The 19,676-nt window shown below is 72.5% G+C and carries 19 protein-coding genes and 2 tRNA genes; 6 read left to right on the top strand and 15 right to left on the bottom strand.

Annotation, left to right across the window (positions count from 1 at the left end):
• Positions 1-2 precede the first annotated feature (2 nt).
• The 8 genes from BLR33_RS20710 to BLR33_RS20675 all read right to left on the bottom strand — a co-directional run bounded on the left by BLR33_RS20710 (position 3) and on the right by BLR33_RS20675 (position 4,960).
• Positions 3-1,181: a UDP-N-acetylmuramate dehydrogenase gene (locus BLR33_RS20710; protein ID WP_093786050.1), complete on the bottom strand. Its 1,179-nt coding sequence runs from the start codon at positions 1,179-1,181 to the stop codon at positions 3-5.
• A complete protein-coding gene (locus tag BLR33_RS20705) occupies positions 1,129-2,577 on the bottom strand; it encodes a DHA2 family efflux MFS transporter permease subunit (protein WP_093786049.1) in 1,449 nt (482 codons plus the stop codon). The genes BLR33_RS20710 and BLR33_RS20705 overlap by 53 nt, the downstream gene beginning before the upstream one ends.
• 122 nt (positions 2,578-2,699) lie before the next feature.
• On the bottom strand, positions 2,700-3,296 hold the full coding sequence (locus tag BLR33_RS20700) for a TetR/AcrR family transcriptional regulator (RefSeq protein WP_093786048.1): 597 nt from the start codon (positions 3,294-3,296) through the stop codon (positions 2,700-2,702).
• 115 nt (positions 3,297-3,411) lie between these two features.
• On the bottom strand, positions 3,412-3,840 hold the full coding sequence (locus BLR33_RS20695) for a MaoC family dehydratase (RefSeq protein WP_093786047.1): 429 nt from the start codon (positions 3,838-3,840) through the stop codon (positions 3,412-3,414).
• Complete coding sequence (locus BLR33_RS20690) at positions 3,840-4,298, bottom strand: MaoC family dehydratase N-terminal domain-containing protein (protein WP_093786253.1); 459 nt, start codon at positions 4,296-4,298, stop codon at positions 3,840-3,842. The genes BLR33_RS20695 and BLR33_RS20690 overlap by 1 nt, the downstream gene beginning before the upstream one ends.
• A 221-nt stretch (positions 4,299-4,519) precedes the next feature.
• Entirely contained in the window at positions 4,520-4,684 is a 165-nt protein-coding gene (gene rpmG / locus BLR33_RS20685; protein WP_009715907.1) for a 50S ribosomal protein L33, read from the bottom strand.
• A gap of 84 nt (positions 4,685-4,768) precedes the next feature.
• Positions 4,769-4,841, bottom strand: a tRNA-Met gene (locus BLR33_RS20680).
• Positions 4,842-4,887: 46 nt separating this feature from the next.
• A tRNA-Thr gene (locus BLR33_RS20675) sits at positions 4,888-4,960 on the bottom strand.
• Positions 4,961-5,264: 304 nt separating this feature from the next.
• Between BLR33_RS20675 and BLR33_RS20670 the strand changes: the two genes are divergently transcribed.
• The gene (locus BLR33_RS20670; protein ID WP_093786046.1) at positions 5,265-6,524 is read left to right on the top strand and encodes an amidohydrolase family protein; all 1,260 of its coding nucleotides are present in this window, start codon (positions 5,265-5,267) and stop codon (positions 6,522-6,524) included.
• A gap of 4 nt (positions 6,525-6,528) precedes the next feature.
• On the opposite strand, the gene BLR33_RS20665 is transcribed toward BLR33_RS20670, so the two are convergent.
• The 5 genes from BLR33_RS20665 to BLR33_RS20645 all read right to left on the bottom strand — a co-directional run bounded on the left by BLR33_RS20665 (position 6,529) and on the right by BLR33_RS20645 (position 12,662).
• Positions 6,529-7,317 (bottom strand): class I SAM-dependent methyltransferase, encoded by a 789-nt coding sequence (locus tag BLR33_RS20665; protein ID WP_093786045.1) that lies wholly within the window; start codon positions 7,315-7,317, stop codon positions 6,529-6,531.
• A 92-nt stretch (positions 7,318-7,409) separates the two neighbouring features.
• The gene (locus BLR33_RS20660) at positions 7,410-7,766 is read right to left on the bottom strand and encodes a DUF742 domain-containing protein (RefSeq protein WP_176930359.1); all 357 of its coding nucleotides are present in this window, start codon (positions 7,764-7,766) and stop codon (positions 7,410-7,412) included.
• A gap of 49 nt (positions 7,767-7,815) precedes the next feature.
• On the bottom strand, positions 7,816-8,238 hold the full coding sequence (locus BLR33_RS20655; RefSeq protein ID WP_093786043.1) for a roadblock/LC7 domain-containing protein: 423 nt from the start codon (positions 8,236-8,238) through the stop codon (positions 7,816-7,818).
• Positions 8,239-8,370: 132 nt separating this feature from the next.
• On the bottom strand, positions 8,371-11,184 hold the full coding sequence (locus BLR33_RS20650) for a sensor histidine kinase (RefSeq protein WP_093786042.1): 2,814 nt from the start codon (positions 11,182-11,184) through the stop codon (positions 8,371-8,373).
• 362 nt (positions 11,185-11,546) lie between these two features.
• On the bottom strand, positions 11,547-12,662 hold the full coding sequence (locus BLR33_RS20645) for a transposase domain-containing protein (protein ID WP_176930357.1): 1,116 nt from the start codon (positions 12,660-12,662) through the stop codon (positions 11,547-11,549).
• Positions 12,663-13,037: 375 nt separating this feature from the next.
• Here BLR33_RS20645 and BLR33_RS20640 point away from each other — a divergent pair, with 375 nt between their 5' ends.
• The 4 genes from BLR33_RS20640 (at position 13,038) to BLR33_RS20625 (ending at position 17,126) form a co-directional block, all read left to right on the top strand.
• Entirely contained in the window at positions 13,038-13,856 is an 819-nt protein-coding gene (locus tag BLR33_RS20640) for an ABC transporter ATP-binding protein (RefSeq protein WP_245771546.1), read from the top strand.
• A 24-nt stretch (positions 13,857-13,880) separates the two neighbouring features.
• Positions 13,881-14,840: an ABC transporter permease gene (locus tag BLR33_RS20635; RefSeq protein WP_093786039.1), complete on the top strand. Its 960-nt coding sequence runs from the start codon at positions 13,881-13,883 to the stop codon at positions 14,838-14,840.
• Between the two features lie 130 nt (positions 14,841-14,970).
• Positions 14,971-16,032, top strand: a complete 1,062-nt coding sequence (locus tag BLR33_RS20630) for an ABC transporter substrate-binding protein (protein WP_093786038.1) — start codon at positions 14,971-14,973, stop codon at positions 16,030-16,032.
• Positions 16,033-16,463: 431 nt separating this feature from the next.
• Positions 16,464-17,126: an SDR family oxidoreductase gene (locus BLR33_RS20625; RefSeq protein WP_093786037.1), complete on the top strand. Its 663-nt coding sequence runs from the start codon at positions 16,464-16,466 to the stop codon at positions 17,124-17,126.
• 203 nt (positions 17,127-17,329) lie between these two features.
• On the opposite strand, the gene BLR33_RS20620 is transcribed toward BLR33_RS20625, so the two are convergent.
• Entirely contained in the window at positions 17,330-18,346 is a 1,017-nt protein-coding gene (locus BLR33_RS20620; protein WP_093786036.1) for an aldo/keto reductase, read from the bottom strand.
• Between the two features lie 125 nt (positions 18,347-18,471).
• Between BLR33_RS20620 and BLR33_RS20615 the strand changes: the two genes are divergently transcribed.
• On the top strand, positions 18,472-19,101 hold the full coding sequence (locus BLR33_RS20615) for a TetR/AcrR family transcriptional regulator (protein WP_093786035.1): 630 nt from the start codon (positions 18,472-18,474) through the stop codon (positions 19,099-19,101).
• 69 nt (positions 19,102-19,170) lie between these two features.
• Here BLR33_RS20615 and BLR33_RS20610 read toward each other — a convergent pair whose 3' ends face one another.
• The gene (locus BLR33_RS20610) at positions 19,171-19,647 is read right to left on the bottom strand and encodes a MarR family winged helix-turn-helix transcriptional regulator (protein ID WP_093786034.1); all 477 of its coding nucleotides are present in this window, start codon (positions 19,645-19,647) and stop codon (positions 19,171-19,173) included.
• Positions 19,648-19,676: the final 29 nt, after the last annotated feature.

The raw sequence follows: 19,676 nt of genomic DNA, 5'->3' as shown, positions 1-19,676 counted from the left end.
CCTCAGAGGGTGACGCCCACGAGGACGGGCTCGTTGACGAGGGTGACGCCGAAGGCGCGGTGCACCCCGTCGCGGACCTCGCGGGCGAGCGCCAGCAGGTCGGCCGTGCTCGCCTCGCCCCGGTTGGTGAGCGCCAGGGTGTGCTTGGTGGAGATCCGGGCCGCGCCCGTGCCGTAGCCCTTGGTGAAGCCCGCCTTGTCGATCAGCCAGGCCGCCGACGTCTTCGTGCCGTCCGCCTCGGCGGGGTAGGCCGGCGGGACCGCGTCGGGGCCGAGCCGCTCGCGCACCCGGTCGAGGAAGGCCGCGTGCTCGGCCGGCGAGAGCACCGGGTTGGTGAAGAAGGAGCCCGCCGACCAGGTGTCGTGGTCCTCGGGGTCCAGCACCATGCCCTTGCCGCGCCGCAGCGCCAGCACCGTGGAGCGCGCCTCGGCGAGCGGGACCCGGTCACCGGGCTCCACCCCGAGCGCCCGCGCGGTCTCCGCGTACTTCAGCGGCGCCGACAGCCCTCCGGCGTCCTCGAGTTCGAACCGCACCCGCAGGACCACGTAGCGCGCCGGGTCCTGCTTGAAGCGGCTGGTGCGGTAGGCGAAGCCGCACTCGGTGGCCGCCAGCGTGACCGTCTCGCCCGCCTGCCGGTCGTAGACGACGACCTCGGTGATGGTGGAGGAGACCTCCTGGCCGTAGGCGCCGACGTTCTGGATCGGCGTGGCGCCCGCGGAGCCGGGGATGCCGGCCAGGCACTCCACCCCGGCGAGCCCGGCGGCCACGGTCTGCTCCACGGCCTCGCTCCACCGCTCGCCCGCGGCCAGTTCCAGACGGGTGCCCTCCAGCGCCGCGCCCCGGGTGGCGATGCGGACGGCGGTGCCGGGGAAGCCCTCGTCGGCGATCACCAGGTTGCTGCCGCCGCCGACGAGCAGCACCGGCTCGCCCCGCCCGTCGGCCTCGCGCACGGCGGCCACGACCTCGTCGTCGGTCTGCGCGGTGACCAGCCGCCGGGCCGGCCCGCCCAGCCGGAAGGTGGTCAGCGCGGCCAGGTCGGCGTTCTCTGTGACGTTCACGCGGCAAAGCCTACGTACCTCCCACGGGAGATTGCCTGCCCGTGGGAGGTACGCAGGTGCCGGGTGCGGTTCAGTGCGTCGGCTGGAGGTCGGCCGGGGCCGCGTCCTTCTCCCCCGCGTCATCGGACTGCAATGCCCGCCGCGGGTAGGACAGGACCGCCGCGGTGCCGGCGACCAGGATGGCGGCGCCGACCCACAGCGCCGGGGTGAGGCCGTCCACGAAGGCGCTGCCCGAGGTGTAGCCGCCGTGGGCGGAGAAGATCGTGCCCAGGACGGCGACGCCGAGCGCCCCGCCGACCTCGCGCATCGCGTTGTTGGTGCCCGAGGCGATGCCCTGCTCGGCGGGCCGGACCGAGCCCATCAGCAAGGTGGTGGCCGGGGCGAAGAAGAGGGACATCCCGACGCCGCTGATGATCAGCGCGGGCAGCTGGGTGGTGTAGGAGACGTCCGGCGAGGCGATGGTGGCGAACCAGCCGAGGCCGACCGCCTGCAGGGCCAGGCCGATCGCGACCACCTGCCGGGTGCCTATCCGCCCGGCGAGCAGGCCGGTGAAGGGGGAGATCAGCATCGGCATGCCGGTCCAGGGCAGCATCCGCAGGCCCGCCTGGGTCGGGTCGTAGCCGAGCACGGTCTGCAGGAACTGGCTGAGCAGGAAGATCGAGCCGAACATCCCGACGTACATCAGCATGCTGCCGACGTTGATCGCCGCGAAGCCGCGGTTGGCGAACATCCGCATCGGCAGCATCGGGTGGGCGGCGGTGAAGCCGTGCCGGACGAACGCGGCCGCCAGCACCGCGCCGCCGAGCAGCCCGCCGAGCACCCGGCCGCTGGTCCAGCCGTGGCTGTCGGCGCTGACCAGGGCGAAGACGATGCCGAACAGGCCGAGCGAGATCAGCGCGGTGCCCAGGACGTCCAGCCGCCGGTTCGGGGCCTTCGACTCGTTCAGCCGCAGCCGGGCCAGCGGGAGCAGCAGCAGGCCGATCGGCACGTTGAGCCAGAAGATCCAGTGCCAGGAGATGTGCTGGGTGAGGCTGCCGCCGATGAGGGGGCCGCAGGCGACGGCGAGGCCGTTGACCGCGCCCCAGATGCCGAAGGCCATGCCGCGCTTGGCCGCGGGGACGGCCGCGGTGAGCAGGGTCAAGGTGAGCGGCATCATGATGGCGCCGCCGACGCCCTGGACCGCGCGGGCGGCGATCAGCGCGCCGATCCCGGAGGACATGGCCGCGGCGGCCGAGGCGCCGGTGAAGATCGTCAGGCCGACCAGGAAGAGCCGGCGGCGGCCGAACCGGTCACCGAGGGCCGCGCCGAACATCAGCAGCACGGCGAAGGTGAGCGTGTAGGCGTTGACCGTCCACTCCAGGTCGGACAGGGCGCCGCCGAGGCTCTTGCGGATGGACGGCAGGGCGGTGGTGACGACGAGGTTGTCCAGGGACGCCATGAAGCCGGCGACGCTGGTGATCACCAGGGCCCAGACGACGCCGGTGCTCCGGCTGGGCGGTGCGGTGGTGGGCGAGCTCATGGTTTCCTACCCCCTGTGGGTTTTGCTTAGTAATTGATGACTAAGTTCCGGGGACATACGGATGCGCGGAGCGCGGCCGGTGGTGGGCAGTGCCGCGGGGACACGGCCCCCACCTGCCGCCGTCAGGGCGAGGGCGCCGCGGGTGCCCCGAAGGACTGCGGTCCGACCCCCGCGCGGGCGAACTCGTAGATGCCCTCCCAGTTGCGCTGGGTGGGCGGGAAGCCCATCGACACCAGGGTGTTGATGAGCATCCCGTAGGCGAAGAAGGTGGTGGTCTCCTCGATGTCGGCGCCCAGTTCGACATGGGCCGAGTCCCACATCGACTGCCACCGGTCCCGCAGGCTGGCGCCGAACTCGTGGTCCCCGGCGGCCTCGGCGGTCGCGACAGCCGCGTAGATCTGCATCTGCATGAGCAGCTTCTCGGGGTCCTCCCTGATCAGCCGGCCGTAGGCGTTGGCCATGGCTTCCAGTCGCTCCTCCGGCGGCCGCCCCTTGGCGGCCGCCAGGAAGGCGTCGCGGGTGTGCTCGATGCAGCGCTCGGCCGCCGCCACGAAGATCGCCTGCTTGTTCGGGAAGAGCCGGAAGAGGTACGGCTGGGAGACGCCCACCCGGCGCGCGATGGCCTCCGTGGAGGTCCCGCGGTAGCCGCCGTGGGCGAATTCGCTCAGGGCCGCCCGGATGACGCTCTCGCGTCGCTCTTCTGCACTCATCCTTGCCATGCGGACTAAGTTAGTGGCCAATCACTTCCTTGGCAAGTCCCCAGGTCGCGCCGGTCGCAGAGGGGCGCGGGAACCGTTCTCCCCGCGCCCCTGTCGGCCTCACCGCAACAGCCCCCTACGCGAGGCGGACCACCGCGCGGGACATGCCGAGGACCTTCTGGCCGGCGCTGACCGCCGTGAGGTCCACGCGGACGCGCTTGCCGTCGAGCTTGGCGGCGACCTTCGCGGTGACCTCGATGACCGCGCCCTTGTCGTCGTCGGGCACGACGACCGGCTTGGTGAAGCGGACGCCGTACTCCTCGATCGCGCCGGGGTCGCCGAGCCAGTCGGTGACCACCCGGACCGCCGAGGCCATGGTGAACATGCCGTGCGCGATGACGTCGGGCAGGCCGACCTCGCGGGCGAACCGCTCGTTCCAGTGAATCGGGTTGAAGTCGCCCGAGGCGCCCGCGTAGCGGACCAGGGTGGCCCGGTCCACGGGGAAGCTCTGCGCCGGCAGCTCGGTGCCGACCTCGACCTCGTCGTACGCGATCCTCGCCGCCATCACGCCTCCCCGGCCTCGGCCGCGCGCGCGACCAGCTTCGTCCACGCCGTCACCACGTGCTCGCCCGCGGCGTCGTGCACCTCGCCGCGGATGTCGATCACGTCGTTGCCCGCGAGGGACTTGATCGTCTCGATGGTGGAAGTGACCGAGAGCCGGTCGCCGGCCCGCACCGGGCGGGTGTACGCGAACCGCTGGTCGCCGTGGACCACCCGGCTGTAGTTCAGCCCGAGTTCGGGGTCGCTCACCACCGCGCCGGCCGCCTTGTAGGTGATCGCGAAGGCGAAGGTGGGGGGCGCGATCACATCCGGGTGGCCGAGCGCCCCGGCCGCCGCCGGGTCGGTGTACACGGGGTTGGGGTCGCCGACGGCCTCGGCGAACTCGCGGATCTTCTCCCGGCCGACCTCGTAGGGGGCGGTGGGCGGATAGCTCCGCCCCACGAAGGACTGGTCGAGGGCCATCATTACCTCCGGTACGGATGCGACGGAACAAACGCCGTGAGGCCGCCCCCGGGGAATCGGGGACGGCCTCACGGTAGGGCCTTCAGCCGGCGCTCGTCGCGGAACGGCGGTTCATGCCGGTCAGGGCCGGGTGGAGCCCCGTGGATGCGGGGAACCAGCACAGGACCCGCGCGGCTCCGCCGGAGCGGGCCGGACGCGGGTCCGTGGCGCAGGAGCGGGGGTCAGCGCGTCTCGCGGTGCGCGGTGTGCGCGTTGCAGCGCGGGCAGTGCTTCTTGATCTCAAGACGATCCGGGTCGTTGCGCCGGTTCTTCTTGGTGATGTAGTTCCGCTCCTTGCACTCCACGCAGGCCAGCGTGATCTTCGGGCGGACGTCGGTGGCGGCCACGTGAGTGCTCCTTGACGAACGGGTGTGGTGAACACAGGAAGAGTAGCCGACCGAGGGACCGAACCCGCAATCGGCTACGGAGAGTAGCGGCGACCGGACTTGAACCGGTGACACAGCGATTATGAGCCGCTTGCTCTACCGACTGAGCTACGCCGCTTCGACGAACAGGTCCCCGCCACGACGACGGGGAGCCGATCCGTCAGAGCCCCAATACGGAATCGAACCGTAGACCTTCTCCTTACCATGGAGACGCTCTACCGACTGAGCTATTGGGGCGAGCGAGGAAGACATTACACGCTCCGCAGCCATACGTGAAATCCGTATCCGGCAGGGCACATCGGACCCCGCCGGCGATCTCCGGCACCCGTCCGGCACCCCCTCCTGCACCCCCTCTCGCGCTGCTGCGACGCTCCTCCCGTGCTCCTCCCGTACTCCTCCGGTGCTGCTCGGAACACCCTCAGGGCACCCCCGCCACGACCCCTGCCGGTACGACTAATGCGCTCCTCCCAAGTGCGCCCCGCCGCGCGCCCTACGCTCGACGTGCGTGATCACGCCGTACGCCCGCTGCCCGGAGGGAGCCATGACGGACAGCCCCCGCGGTACCGCCGCCGACACCGCCACCCTGCTGCTGTGCGGCGCCCGCCTCACCGACGGGCGGACCGTCGACGTACGCCTGTCGGGACCGCGGATCGAGGCCGTGGGCACCGCCGGCAGCCTCGCCGGGCCCGCCGGCCGTACGGCCGAGGGCGCCCGGATCGACCTGCGCGGCTACCTGCTGCTGGCCGCGCCCGCCGAACCGCACGCCCACCTCGACCTGGCGCTCACCGCCGGCGGCCCGCCCTCCGGCGACGCCGACGACGTCCAGCGCCGCGCCACCGAGGCCGCCCTGCTCCACCTCGCCCACGGCGCCACCGCGGTCCGCAGCCATGTGCGGATCGGCGACGTGAGCGGGCTGCGCTCGCTGGAGGCGGTGACCCAGGCCCGCCGCTCGCTGCGCGGCTTCCTGGACATCCAGACGGTGGCGGTGCCGCGCCTGCTCACCGGCGCCGCGGGCGCCGACGGCATGGCGATGCTGCGGGACGCGCTGAAGATGGGCGCCTCGGCCGTCGGCGGCTGCCCCGACCTCGATCCGGACCCCAGCGGCTACACCGAGGCCGTGCTCACCCTGGCCGCCGAGTTCGGGCTGCCGGTGGACCTGCACACCGCGGCCGCCGACCCCGCGCGGCTGGCCCGGCTCGCCGCGATGGCCGGCGGGATGCGGCCCGGGGTCGCGCTCGGCCCCTGCCACGGCCTGGCCGCCCTCGACCCGGACGCGCTGGCCCGTACCGCCGAGCGGCTCGCGGCCGCGGGGGTCCGCGTCACCGCGCTGCCGCAGGGCGGTTGCGGCGCGCTGGAGCGGGCCGGCGGGCCCTACGTCGTGCCCGCCGGCGTGGTGCCGGTGCGCCAACTCCTGGCCGCCGGGGTGCGGGTGGCCGCGGGCAGCGGGGCACTGGCCGACCTGGCGAACCCGGTGGGCCGGGCCGACCCGCTGGAGGCCGCCTACCTGCTCGCCTCGCACGGCGCCTGTTCCCCCGCGCGGGCCTACGACCTGGTCAGCGGCCGGTCCCGGGCGCTGCTCGGGCTGCCCGAGGTGCGGGTGGAGGCCGGTTTCCCGGCCGAACTGCTCGCCGTGCGCGGGGAGAGCCTGGCCGGGGTGCTCTCGCAGGCGTACAGCAGGATCGTGGTCCACCGCGGCCGGGTGGTCTCGCGGACCAGCGCCGTACGGGAGTTCTGCGAGCAGCGGGAGGCCGGGCGCGACGCGGCCCTCGACCTCCCGCGGCAGTCGCACCGCCCGAGCTGACGGGTCAGGAGAGCGCGCCCGAAGGGGAGTCCGCGGTCAGCCGGGTCCGCCAGCAGTAGCAGACCATGGGCATCAGCACCTGGCCCTGCCACGTCGGCACGCTCGCGCGCACCTCCGCCTCGATGGCCTCGGCCAGCTCCCGCTTGCGCCCCTCGGGCAGCGTGATGAACCTGCTGTAGGTGCCGAACATCGCGACGATCTCCTCGACGGTCAGCACGGCCGTCCAGCTGACGGCGTGCGCCTCGGTCGCGGTGAACGGCACGCCCTCGGGCAGCCACGGCCCCTCGTTCATCCGCCGGATCAGGTCGCCGATCCGGTCGTCGGTGCCCATCTCGCGGTGCACGAAGGCGTCGAGGCGGTCGACCCACGGCACCCGCCGGTCCCGGCGGGTGTAGAGGACGCCGAGCGTGCCGCCCGGTGTGAGCACCCGCGCGATCTCCGCGAGCGCGGCGGCCGGGTCCATCCAGTGCCACGCGGCGGAGACCGTGACGGCCTCGACCCGGCGGTCCGGCAGCGGGACGGCCTCGGCCGTCCCCGCCAGCACCGTCGCCTCCGGGCAGGTCAGGGCCAGCACCTCCCGCATCCGGGCGTCCGGCTCGACCGCGACGACGTCCTCGACGAGGTCGGCGAGCTGACGGGTCAGCAGCCCGGTCCCGGCCGCCAGGTCCAGCACGCAGCGGCAGTCGGCCGGCACCACCCAGTCCAGGGCCTGCGCGGGCGGGCCCGACCGGTAGCGGTCGTAGTCCCGGGCCGCGGCCCCGAACGACACGGCGAGCAGGGCGGATTCGGGCATGGCGCTCCAGGGGTCGTCGGAACAGGTCCCGGGCCCGCGGTGCGAAGGGCTCGGAGCGGGGCGGAGATCCGTCCGGCCCGCGGCCGCGCGGCTCAGAGACCGCGCAGCCCGGTGAGCACCCGCTCCAGCAGCGTGACGTCCGGCCGGCCACCGGTGTAGGCGGGCTGCTGGACGTTGACGTAGTTGTTCTCGGCCAGGTCACCCACGAGGACGCGGGTGACCTGGAGCGGGATGTTCAGCAGCGCGGATATCTCGGCTATCGAGGTGAGGTTGACGCACAGCCGGCAGATCGCCAACTGCTCGGGGAACAGCCTCACCCCGCGCTCCCAGGCGAGCATGGTCGTGCCGACCAGCGCCTCCATCGCGAAGTCGGTGCGCGCCGTGGTCCTGCCGCGTGTGACGGCGTACGGACGTACGAACGGCGAGTCGCGCCTGCGGTCTGCACTCACGTACGCACGTCCTTCCGGATGGATCGCGGACGGCCGGCCACACCGGTCGTCAGTCTGCCAGCGCCTTCTGCAGTTCCTTGCGCACGGCCGGGGTCAAGGCGTCGCCGGCCCGTTCGACCAGCAGGGTCATCTCGTAACCCACGACCTTCATGTCGCAGCCCGGCGCCGCGAGCACCGCCAGCACCGAGCCGTCGCTGATCGAGGTCAGGAAGAGGAAACCGTTCTGCATGTCCACGATGGTCTGAGTGACCGTCCCGGCCTCGAAGAGCGTCGCGGCTCCTTGCGTCAGGCTCGCCAGGCCCGAGGCCATCGCGGCGAGTTGGTCGCCGCGGTCCTTCGGCATGGCGGCCGACGCCAGCAGCTGGACGCCGTCGGAGGAGACGACCACCGCGTGCGCGACTCCCGGCACCTGCTTCACGAAGTTGGCGATGAGCCAGTTCAGGTTCTGCGCTGCGCTGCTCAGATAGCTCATGGCTGTAGCTGCTTCCTATGCTGCTGAGGACGACCTCCGGCAGCGCCGCGGACCAGGGCGCTGCGGGGGAAGACGCTGCGAACGTAGCGGTCGCACGCGCCCGGGGCGAGGGCTGGGGAGACGTCGGCCTCCTCATAGCGGACCCGACCCGCCCGGCGGGCGGCCCCGCCCGTCGCGGTCGGTGCCGTCCTTGCCCCGCATGACGCCCTGGTGGAAGCTCGACAGCCGGTCCCTCATCTGGCCCGCCGCGCGCGGCCCGAGCGGCGGGGTGCTCGGCGGCGGCGCGGCGCGGCGCGGCTGCGCGTCGGGCGAGCGCTGCTCCAGCGGCACCCGTCGCGGCAGTTCCTGCGGCTGGGACCGGTGCTGGGGCAGCTGCTGGGGCTGCTGCTGCGCCTGCGGGCGGGCCGGCCGTTGCTGCGAGGGCGGCTGCTGGTACGGGGGCTGCGGCTGCATCGGCTGCTGCATCGGCTGCTGCATTGGCTGCTGCATTGGCTGCTGCATTGGCTGCATGGCCTGCTGGTCCGGGTACGCGTGCCGGCCGGGCGCGGGACGCGCGGGCGCGGCGGGCGGCGCGGCCGGCGGGGACTGGCCGTACGGTCCGGACCCGGCTCCGTAGGCGGCGTCCTCCGCGTCCTCCGGTCCCGGTGTGAACCAGGAGAAGTCCGCGGTGCCGGGCCCCTGGCCCTCCTGCTCCTCGTGGAACCAGGGGAAACCGCCGTCGGACGGGGCGGAGTGGCGTCCTCCGGACGTCTCCTGGTAGCCGTGCCCGGCCTGCGCCGACGAGCCGTACGCCCCGTCGAACCGCGGGTCGCTGCTCCGCCCGGCCGGGTAACCGCCGCCCACGGCGGCGAGTTCACCGGTGTCGTACGGGCCGGGCCGCAGTGCCGACTGGTCGAAGACCGGGGCGCCGGCCAGCTCCAGCTCGCTCGCCGGCAGCAGCAGGCTCATCGGGAGACGCACCAGCGCGTTCAGGCCGGTGCGGCGGCCGGTGCTCGTCAGCCGCACCTGGATGCCGTACTTGGCGGCCAGCCGGCCGACCACGAACAGGCCCATGCGGCGGGAGGTCGCCACGTCGAGCACGGGCGGCTCGGCGAACCGGCGGTTGATGCGGTCCAGTTCCTCGGGGCGGATGCCGATGCCGGCGTCCGCGATGTCGAGCACGACCTCGCCGGAGGTGAGCATCTTGGCGCCCACCAGGACCTGCGTCTCGGGCCCGGAGAACGAGGTGGCGTTCTCCACGAGTTCGGCCACCAGGTGCACCACGTCGGTGGCGGCGTGGCCGGCCACGGCGATGTCGGGCAGCTCGTAGAGCACCACCCGCTCGTACTGCTCGACCTCGGCGGTGGCCGCGCGCACCACGTCGAACAGCGACACCGGCTGGTTCCACCGGCGGCTCTGCTCCTCGCCCGCGAGCACCAGCAGGTTCTCGTTGTTGCGGCGCATGCGGGTGGCGAGGTGGTCGAGCTGGAAGAGGCTGGCCAGCTGACTGGGGTTCTGCTCGCTGTTCTCCAGGTCGTCGATGAGCTGGAGTTGCCGCAGCACCAGGCTCTCACTGCGCCGGGACAGGTTGGTGAAGATCGCGTTGACGTTGTTGCGCATCCGGGCCTGCTCGGTGGCCAGGCGCACCGCCTCGAAGTGCACCCGGTCGAAGGCGCGCGCCACTTGGCCGACCTCGTCCCGTGTCTGCACCTCGATCGGCTCGACGCGCACCGGCTCGTCGTCGTCCGACGGCTGGACGTCGCGCAGGCGGCGCACCGCGTCCGGCAGCCGGTTGTCGGCGACGTCCAGCGCGGAGACCCGCAGCTGGCGCAGCGGCCGGACGACGGACCGGGCCAGCACCACGGCGCCGAGCAACGACAGCGCGACCACGACGAGGATGATGGTCAGGTTCTCGTACAGCTGGGTCCGCACGGACGACAGCAGGTGGGAGGCGCGGTCGTTCATGTCCGCCACGGCCTGCCGCTTGACCACGCGGACCGTGTCGAGCTTGTCCGTCAGCTGCTGGAAGGCCGTGGCCTTGGTGATGCCGAGGCCGGCGACCGGGGTGCCCTCCTGCGCGGCGGTGGCGACCGCCTGGACGGTGCCGTCCGCGGCGCCGACCTTGTCGCCGCTGACGGTCGATTGGTACAGGTTCAGCAGCGAGGTGGGCGCGTTGGTGGCCAGCGTGTCGTTCGCCGTCTCGAACTGCGCCTGCTCGATGTTCTCCTTCAGCTCCAGCGTGAAGTCGCCGCGGTCCAGCGCGTCGGTGATGAAGCCGCGCTCGCTGGAGGTCTGCTGCTCGATCTGCTGGATAGAGGACAGCGTGGCGACGAGGCTGATGAGCGTGTGGTCGGAGCTGACCGCGCCGAGCTGGTCGCTGAAGTCCAGCAGGTCGTCCACGATCGTGGTGTACGCGCTGAAGGTCGGGGTGCCGGCGCCGGGCGCCAGGCCCTCCGCCGAGGCGCGCAGCGGGGTCAGGTCGCCGAGCCGGGCCTCGGCGCGGGCGCCGAGCTGCTGCACGGCGGTCGGCAAGGTGTCGACACTTCCCTGGTTCTTGCGCAGGATCGCGCCGAACCCGGCCACTTGCGCGTCGGTGGCCCGCCGGGCCGCCGCCAGCTGCTTGTCGCCGGACACCCCGGAGCCGGTGAGCGCGACCTCGGTGCGGTCCCGCTCGTCGTCCAGCGCGCTGACCAGCGTGGAGATCTGCTGGGCGATCTGCGTCTGCCCCTGGATGTGCGAGGCGTTGTGGAGGCTGCCGACCTCGGACACCACGCGCACGCCACCCAGCGGGATGATCGCGACCAGCGGGACCAGGACGAGGAGCAGCATGCGGTTGCGCAGCCGCCAGTCGCTCACCTTGCTCCTGGCCCGCAGCGCCACGGGGAGTCCGCGGATCAGGGCGGTCGCCCGCCGCGCGGGGGAACCGGATCTGCGCGGCTGCGTCGTCGGCCCCTCCTCCCCCGTCATGCCGCCGCTCCGTCCACCCGGTGGCGCAGAAGGGGATTTCCGCACGTCATCGGACGTTCGACTGCGCGGGACCGCTGGTCTTCCATTCAACTGAGCCCTTAAGCTTCAATAACGCCGCTGCGTGACGCGACGACGCCTGTGGTCATTCGGTTCCACGACGAAATCCCGGTTTCGGCACAGAAGGGCTCACACCGGGCCGCGGGCGACATCTCCGCTCTGACGGCTCCTGCTTCCCCTTGCGCCCCTTGCGTTCCGCTCGCGTTCGGCGCCTTCGCCGGGGGCCCTAATTGCAGCACACGCGCGCCCGCGAGGGCAAAGGATTGCCTCACTGACTTAAGGAGATCCGCCCGTCCGTCCACCGGTCACAGCCCGCGAGCAGCGACGCGTGATATCCGTGCGCCGAAATGGACGGGAGCTACCAGATGTCCTACCGAGTGGTAGGTGCACAGCATCGCGTATATCTCCTGGTGAACGAGTTCCGGGCTTTTGGATCGCAGCACCGCCCGCGGCCCGGCGACCCGTCCGACGAAATGCCCGACACCGTCCGCCGAGGCCAGTACCGCCTGTTCGAAGCGCGCGGTGATCTCCTCCGCGGGGAGGGCGGGGTCCAGGAACGACGTGACCAGCAGCGCGGCAGGGGCCGGGGCCCGGGGGGCGGCCGGGTGGGAGGCGGTGGTGGCCGCGGCCGCCGCGGCGTACGGCACCACCCGGACGGCGGTCCCGCGCGCCGGGTGGCCGGCCGGACCGGCGAGGTGAAGTGTCGACAGGTAGGAGCCGTCGGGCAGTTCGCGCTCGGCCGGCAGCGGGTGGGCGGCACGCACTCGGGCGTCCGCCCGCCATATCTGATCGGCGCCCGCCTCGGCCAGCTTCGACCACAGCGCCCCGGAGATCGGCTGCCCGTCACCGACCACCAGTGCCGGCGCGGTGAAGGCGTCGCGCGGCCACTGCGCGACAATGCCCTCGACGCCGCTCGCGCGGTCGGGCGCGATGTCGGCGACCGGGGCGACCCGCAGCCGGGAGTCGGTGAGCGAGGACAGCCAGACGTCCAGGGTGCGCCGCGCCCCCTCGTGCGGCTCCCCGCCGTCCGGGGCGTACGCCGCCCGGTTCGCGGCGGTGTCCGGCACCTCCATCGCGACGCTCTCGTAGATGAACACCCGCCCGCCCGGGGGCTGTTCGCGGCGGGCCGCGGACGCGGCGACATGGCCCCACAGCGCCTTGAGCGGCTCGGCGCCCAGCCGCATCCGGGCCCGGGTGATCGCCGCCGCGGTGGCCACGTCCTCGGCCGGCTGGAACATCTCCGGCAGCCCGCCGGTCAGTTTCGCCAGCACCTCCTCGTAGGAGGATGTGCCGAAGAGCCACATCGACAGCACGAAATACATCATGAGCTGCGCAGGAAGCAGCCGCCGACGGCGCTCCCGCCGCTCCGCGTCGTCCACCAGACGGTCCATCAGGTCGGGCTGGAACGTCTCGACGAGCATGCGCAGGGCAAGCCGGTCGGGAAGCCGAGTCGCTGAGAGTGAGTCGGGATAGCGCAACGTCATCGGCAGAAGCTACCGCTGAAACCGATCGGCGTCTAACCCTCTGTCAAGTGCCCCCCGAAGTCAGAAAGAAGCACGCTTTCGGCGATTTCTCGGGACAACCGGCGACAGGCCGGGTGTCCGACCGGCGCACGAACCGGCGCACGCGCCGCACGACCGGGGCGCTTAAGTCAAGGGACCCTTGTTCGAAGAGGTTGGTGCTGCGCGGCAGGTTCTGGCAGCCTCCGTCGCGTGACAAGCGAATCCCACCATGGGCACAGCAATGCGCCGGTCACAACGCGGCAAGCGACGACGCCACCTATCGCCCTACGCGACGTGACAAAATCCTTCACCACTCCGCAGGGCGGAAATCATGACGTTCTGCGCGACATCAACTTCTCCGTCGAAGCCGGCGAGTTCACCGCCGTCGTGGGCCCGACCGGCTGCGGCAAGTCGACCACGCTGTCCTTGATCAGCGGCATGGAACGCCCGGACACCGGCGAAGTGCTGGTTGACGGGCAGCTGGTCGACGGCCTCACCAAGGACGTCGGCTTCGTCTTCCAGGCGGACGCGGTGTTCCCCTGGAAGACCGTCATCGCCAATGTCGCGGCCGGGCCGCGCTTTCGCGGCACGCCCCGCAAGGAAGCGCTCGCCGAGGCGGCCGACTGGCTGGGCCGGGTGGGCCTGACCGGGTTCGAGCGGTACCACCCGCACCAGTTGTCCGGCGGCATGCGCAAGCGGGTGGCGCTCGCCCAGACGATGATCAACCGGCCGCGGGTGCTGCTGATGGACGAGCCCTTCTCCGGCCTGGACGTGCAGACCCGCCAGATCATGTCCGACGAGCTCCTCTCCCTGTGGGACGTGACCCGCCCCTCGGTCGTGTTCGTCACCCACGACCTGGAGGAGGCGATCTCGCTCGCTGACAAGGTTGTCGTGCTGACCGCGGGGCCGGCCACCGTGAAGGAGTCGTTCGACATCGACCTGCCACGGCCCAGGAACCCGCGCGAGATCCGGCACACCGCCGAGTTCGTCAAGCTCCACGAACGGATCTGGGAGTCCCTGCGCGACGAGGTCCAACTCGCGTACCGCCGCACCGTGTCCGTGACGCCCGAGGCTGTGACGCCCGAGGCCGCCACGGCAAAGACCAGAGACTGACCCGGCCGGAAGAGGCATGAGCGTATGACGACCGACTCTTCGACCACCCCGACCGCCCCGGCCGGGACGCCGGCTGCGGCCGAGACCGCCCCGGCGGCGCCCGGCGACGCCGCCCCGGACACGCAGGAGGCCTCCCCCGGAAACGACCCGCGGGCCGCCCGGGCCGCGCAGGTCCGCCGGCAGCGGATCAGGCGCCGCGTCCTGGTCAACGCCGTCCGGGTCGCCCTGCTCGCCATCTTCATCGGCCTGTGGCAGGTGATGGCGTCCACCGGCGCCGTCGACGAGTTCTACACCGGCAAGCCCTCCGGCATCTGCTCCAAGCTGTGGGACTGGATACGGCACGGCACCTCGCAGGGCCCGTTGTGGGACCAGGTGTGGGTGACGCTCCAGGAGACCCTGCTGGGCTTCGCCGTCGGCGTGGTGCTCGGCGTCGTCCTCGGCATCGTGCTGGGCCGGCTGCGCTTCCTCTCCGACGTCCTCGCCCCGTTCATCAAGACGCTGAACTCGATCCCGCGCATCCTGCTCGGCTCGGTGTTCTCGATCTGGTTCGGCCTCGGCATCAGCTCGAAGGTCACCCTGGCGGCGGTGCTCGTCTTCTTCGGCGTGTTCTTCAACGCGTTCCAGGGCGCCCGCGAGGTGGACCGCAACCTCCTGGCCAACGCCCGCATCCTCGGCGCCGGCAACACCCGGGTGACCCTGCACGTGGTGGTCCCCTCCGCGCTGAGCTGGATCACCACCAGCCTGCACGTCGCCTTCGGCTTCGCCATCACCGGCGCGATCGTCGGCGAACTGCTCGGGGCCCAGCAGGGCCTCGGACTGCTCATCTTCCAGGCACAGGCGAACTTCGACCCCAACGGCGTCTACGCGGGCCTGGTCATCACGGCGGTCTTCGCACTGGCCGCGGAGGGACTGATCACCCTCCTGGAGAAGCGGCTGCTGCGCTGGCAGCCGCGCCCGCAGAAGTCGTCCGGCACGACGGTCTGATCGCCGTGGCCCCGACCCCACCGGCGACGAACCGCCCGTCTCATCCCCATCGCACCGCACCGCACCGCGGTACGCCGAGCGGCCGAAGAAGGCCGACGACGCCCCCCGTCCCGAGGAGAATACACAGCTCATGTGGCAAAAGAAGATCGTTCTCGCCGCCGCGACCGCCGTCGTGGCGACGGGCAGCCTGACCGCTTGCTCCGACAGCAAGTCGGACGCCAGTGACGCCGCGAGCGCGGGTTCCGTGCAGACGGTGACGATCGCCCTGTCGAACCAGGCGAACCAGAGCTACCTCCCGCTGATCCTCGCCGACCGGCTGGGCTTCTTCACCAAGCAGGGACTGAAGGTCAAGATCGCCAACCTCCAGGGCACCCCCCAGGTCTCCGACGCCCTCCTCAAGGGCCAGGCGCAGGGGATGATCGGCTTCTACGACCACAACCTCGACCTGCAGGCAAAGGGCCAGGACACCCAGGCGGTCGTGCAGCTGCTCCAGGCGCCCGGCATGGTCGAGATGGCGCGCGCGAACGAGCCGTCGATCAAGTCCCCGGCGGACCTGAAGGGCAAGAACGTCGGTGTGACGTCCCTGGGTTCGGCCAGTGCCACCATCGGCACCTACCTGGCGGTGCACAACAACATCGCGGTCACCGACACCCACCTGGTGGCGGTCGCCGCGGGACCCACCTTCGTGGCGGCGTTCCAGCACAACCGGGTGGACGCGGGCGTCACCACCGAGCCGACGATCTCGACCATGCTGAAGAAGCACCAGGGCACGATCATCGCCGACATGCGCACCGCCGCCGGCACCAAGGCCGCGCTCGGCGGCCCCTACCCGGGCACCGCGCTGACGGTGAAGTCCTCGTGGGCCGCGGGCCACCAGGCCACCGTGCAGAAGATGGTCAACGCGATCTACGAGGCGCTGCAGTGGATCGAGTCGCACTCCGCGGCGCAGATCACCGCGCAGGTCCCGGCCGACTTCTACTCCGGCTCCGGCAAGGACCAGTACACCCAGGCGCTGGCCAACGAGATGGGCATGTACAACCCGACCGGCCAGATGCCCACCGACGCCCCGCAGACCGTGCTGCGGGTGCTGAACGCGGTCGACCCGGCGATCAAGGGCCACAAGATCGACCTGGCGAAGACCTACACGGACACGTACGTGCAGAAGGCGGCGCAGAACGCCTCGGGGTCCTGAGGCAGCCGGGCCCTCGGTCCTCCGGGAAGCAGCCGGGCCCTCGGCCCGCTGACGTACCCGGGGCATGAGCCCTACACCCTCCCCCGCAACCGGGCCCGGAGTCCGCACGCCCCCGTGCGGCTCCGGGCCCGGCCGTCCGCGGGGGCCGGCCCCGCCCCCGAGCGGCGCGAACCGCCGGGACTGGACCACCCGCAAGCTGCGGGACTCTCGGGGGGACCGCCGAGGTGCGGAGATTCCCTCGGACGATCGCCCGCCGTGCGTGGGGAGAACCCGGCCGGAGCGCTCTCGCGGGCGCACAGCAGGGTCGTCGTCCGACGCTTGCCGGACAGTCCCGCGGACCGGCGCCGTGCGGGGTCCCGCGAGCCGAGGTCCGCGCGACGCGGTCCCCGGCCTCCCACGGCGGTCGCACCGCAGGGCGTAGGTTCGTCGTCATGCGTACGGTGATCGCCGGAGGACACGGAAAGATCGCGCTGCGGCTGGAGCGGTTGCTCGCCGGGCGCGGGGACAGCGCGGTGGGGCTGATCCGTAATCCCGCCCAGGCCGACGACCTGCGGGCCGCCGGCGCCGAACCGGTCGTCCTCGACCTGGAGTCGGCGACGGTGGAGCAGGTGGCGGCGGTGCTCGAGGGCGCCGACGCGGCCGTGTTCGCGGCCGGCGCAGGTCCGGGCTCGGGCACCGCGCGCAAGCAGACCGTCGACCACCAGGCCGCCGTGCTGCTCGCGGACGCGGCCGAGCGGGCGGGGGTGCGGCGCTACGTGATCGTCTCCTCGATGGGCGCCGACGCCCAGGCGGCCGGTTCGGACCCCGTCTTCACCGCCTACCTGCGGGCGAAGGGCCTGGCGGACGACGCGGTGCGCTCCCGCGCGGACCTGGACTGGACGGTGCTGCGGCCCGGCGCCCTCACCGACGAGCCGGGCACCGGCCGGGTGCGCCTCGCCCCGTCCACCGGCAGGGGCTCGGTGCCGCGCGACGATGTGGCCGCGGTGCTGGCCGAGCTGCTGACGGTGCCCGGGACGGCGGGGCTGACGCTGGAGCTGGTATCGGGGGACACGGAGATCGGCGAGGCGGTGCGGGGGTTGAGCGGCGGCGCGTGAAGTCCGCGTGGGCGGCGGGAGTTGGAGCCGCCCCGCACGGGACACGTACGGGACGTGGAACCGGGCCCGCGCCATCGTGCCGGCAACTGCGGGCGCCCGGCCGGAAGGTGCGCCCCCGCTCACCCGCCTGCTGCCGGGGCGGCCCGTCTGCTGCAGGCGGCGGTCAGCACTTCGGCGAGGCACCCGCCTGCTGCCGGCGGCGGTCAGCGCTTCGGCGGGGTGACGCCGTAGGACCAGTTGTGGCCCAGCTCGCTCTCGCGCTCGCCGCTGACGGGCAGGGCGTCGAGGCGGGCGATCTCCGGCTCGGTGAGGGCGAGGTGGGCGGCGCCGCTGTTCTCCTCCAGGCGCGAGACGTGCAAGGTGCCCGGGATCGGCACGACATCGGGCGCCTTGGCGAGCAGCCAGGCCAGAGCCACCTGGCCGGGGGCGGCCCCGTGCGCGGCGGCGATCTCGCGGACGGTCCGCACGGCGGCGAGGTTGGCGTCGAACGCCTCCTGGGCGAAGCGCGGCATGTGGCGGCGGTAGTCGTTCTCCGGCAGGTCCTCGCGTGAGGTGATGCTGCCGGTGAGCATGCCGCGGCCGAGCGGGCTGTAGGGCACGACGCCGATGCCGAGCTCGCGGCAGAGCGGGAAGACCTCGGCCTCGATGTCGCGCGACCACAGCGACCACTCGGTCTGCACCGCGCTGATCGGGTGGACGGCGTGGGCGCGGCGGATGGTGTCGGGCGCGGCCTCGCTGAGGCCCAGGTGCAGCACCTTGCCCTCCGTGACCAGCTCGGCCATGGCGCCGACGGTCTCCTCGATCGGCACCTCGGGGTCGACGCGGTGCTGGTAGTAGAGGTCGACGTGGTCGGTGCCGAGCCGGGCCAGGGAGCGCTCGATGCGCTCGCGGACGTACTCGGGGCGGCCGTTGATGACCGGCGGGCCGTCGGCGTTGATCGCGCGGACGATGCCGAACTTGGTGGCCAGGGCGAGTGCGTCGCGGCGGCCGGCGATGGCCTTGCCGAGGATCTCCTCGCTGTCGGCGTAGATGTCGGCGGTGTCGATGAGGGTGACGCCGAGCTCGATGGCGCGGCCGATGAGGGCGTCGGCGCTCTCGTCGCCGGCGTGGGCTGCGTCCTGGCCGTAGGGGCGGCCGAAGCTCATGGCTCCGTAGCCGACGGCGCCGACGGTCAGGCCGCCGAGGGTGCGGCGGGGGAGGGTGGGGATCGGGGCAGACATGCGATACGGGACCGTTTCGTCTCGGCGGAGGGGGCGCGGCAGGATGTCCACGCTGGTGGACTTCAGCGTATGTCCACAGTGGTGGACATGCAAGTGGCGGCTTCCGCGGCTCGTACCCTGGGGGCATGACTGAGGACGCGCCCGCCGCAGCCGGCTCCGCTCGCACGCAGGCGCCTGCCGGTGCCCGGAAGCGGGATGCGGCGGCCACCCGCGCGGCGATCCTGCGCGCCGCCCGGGAGGCGTTCACCGAGCGCGGCTACGACGGGGCGGGCGTGCGCGAGATCGCCGGCGCGGCGGGCGTGGACACGCGGCTGATCAGCCGTTACTTCGGCTCCAAGGAGGGGCTGTTCGCGGAGGTGGTGGACATCGCCTACGAGAAGTCCCTGCTGATGACGCCGGAGCTGAACGAGGAGGCGGCGCGGGCGCTGCTGCTGGGCATGGACAAGGCGGCCTCCGACGGTCTCCTGCTCACCCTGCGCTCGGCGGCCAACCCCCGCGCGGCGGCCGTGATGCGCGAGAGCATCGAGCGCAACTACCAGCGGCGCCTGGCCGACGCACTCCCCGGCGCCGAGGCAACAGGCCGGGCCTCCCTCCTGATCGCGATCTGCGCGGGCGTCCTCCTGGACCGCATGCTGCTGGGCCACACGGCCCTGAACTCCCCTTCAACGGAGACGCTGGTCCCGTACTTGCGCGCGGCGCTGGACGCGGTGGCGAAGGCTCCGGAGGAAGAGGGGAAGCCGGGCGAGGAGGCGTAGGGGGGTCCGTCGCGGGCGGGGCCGGGCGGCGACCGGATCGGCGTCCGCTTCACAGTGGGCGGGCCCGCCTCATCCGGTCGGGAGCCCCAGACCGCGTCGTTCCAGGTCCGAGCGCAGGGCGCCGAGTATCAGCGCCAGAGCGGTCAGCTGATCGGGGGCGACGGCCCCGCCGAGGACCTCCTGGATCGCCGCCCGCCAGACCGACTCGGCCCGCGACACGACCGCCTCGCCCGCGGGGGTCAGCGCGAGCAGGGAAGAGCGCCGGTTCGCCGGATTCGGGCGGCGCACCATCCAGCCCTCCTTCTCCTGGCGGTCGACGATCTTGCTGGTCGCTCCGACGCCGATGGCGAACGCGGAGGCGAGGTCGGCGACGCGGGCGTCCGGGTGGTCGCGGACGTAGCGCAGCAACTCGAAACGGCCGGCTCCGATGCCCGTCGCCGCTTTCAGCCGCTCGCCGACGGCGTTGTAGAGCCGCGTCTCCACCCGGACCAGGTCGGTGAAGACCGCGTCGAGATCCGCAGAACCTTCCCTTGCATTACCTGCCATGGCATGTACTGTAGCGGCAGCTACCCTGG

It is taken from the genome of Actinacidiphila guanduensis (genome assembly GCF_900103985.1).
GTDB classification, from domain to species: Bacteria; Actinomycetota; Actinomycetes; order Streptomycetales; family Streptomycetaceae; genus Actinacidiphila; species Actinacidiphila guanduensis.
This window is presented reverse-complemented; position numbering and strand designations above follow the sequence as displayed.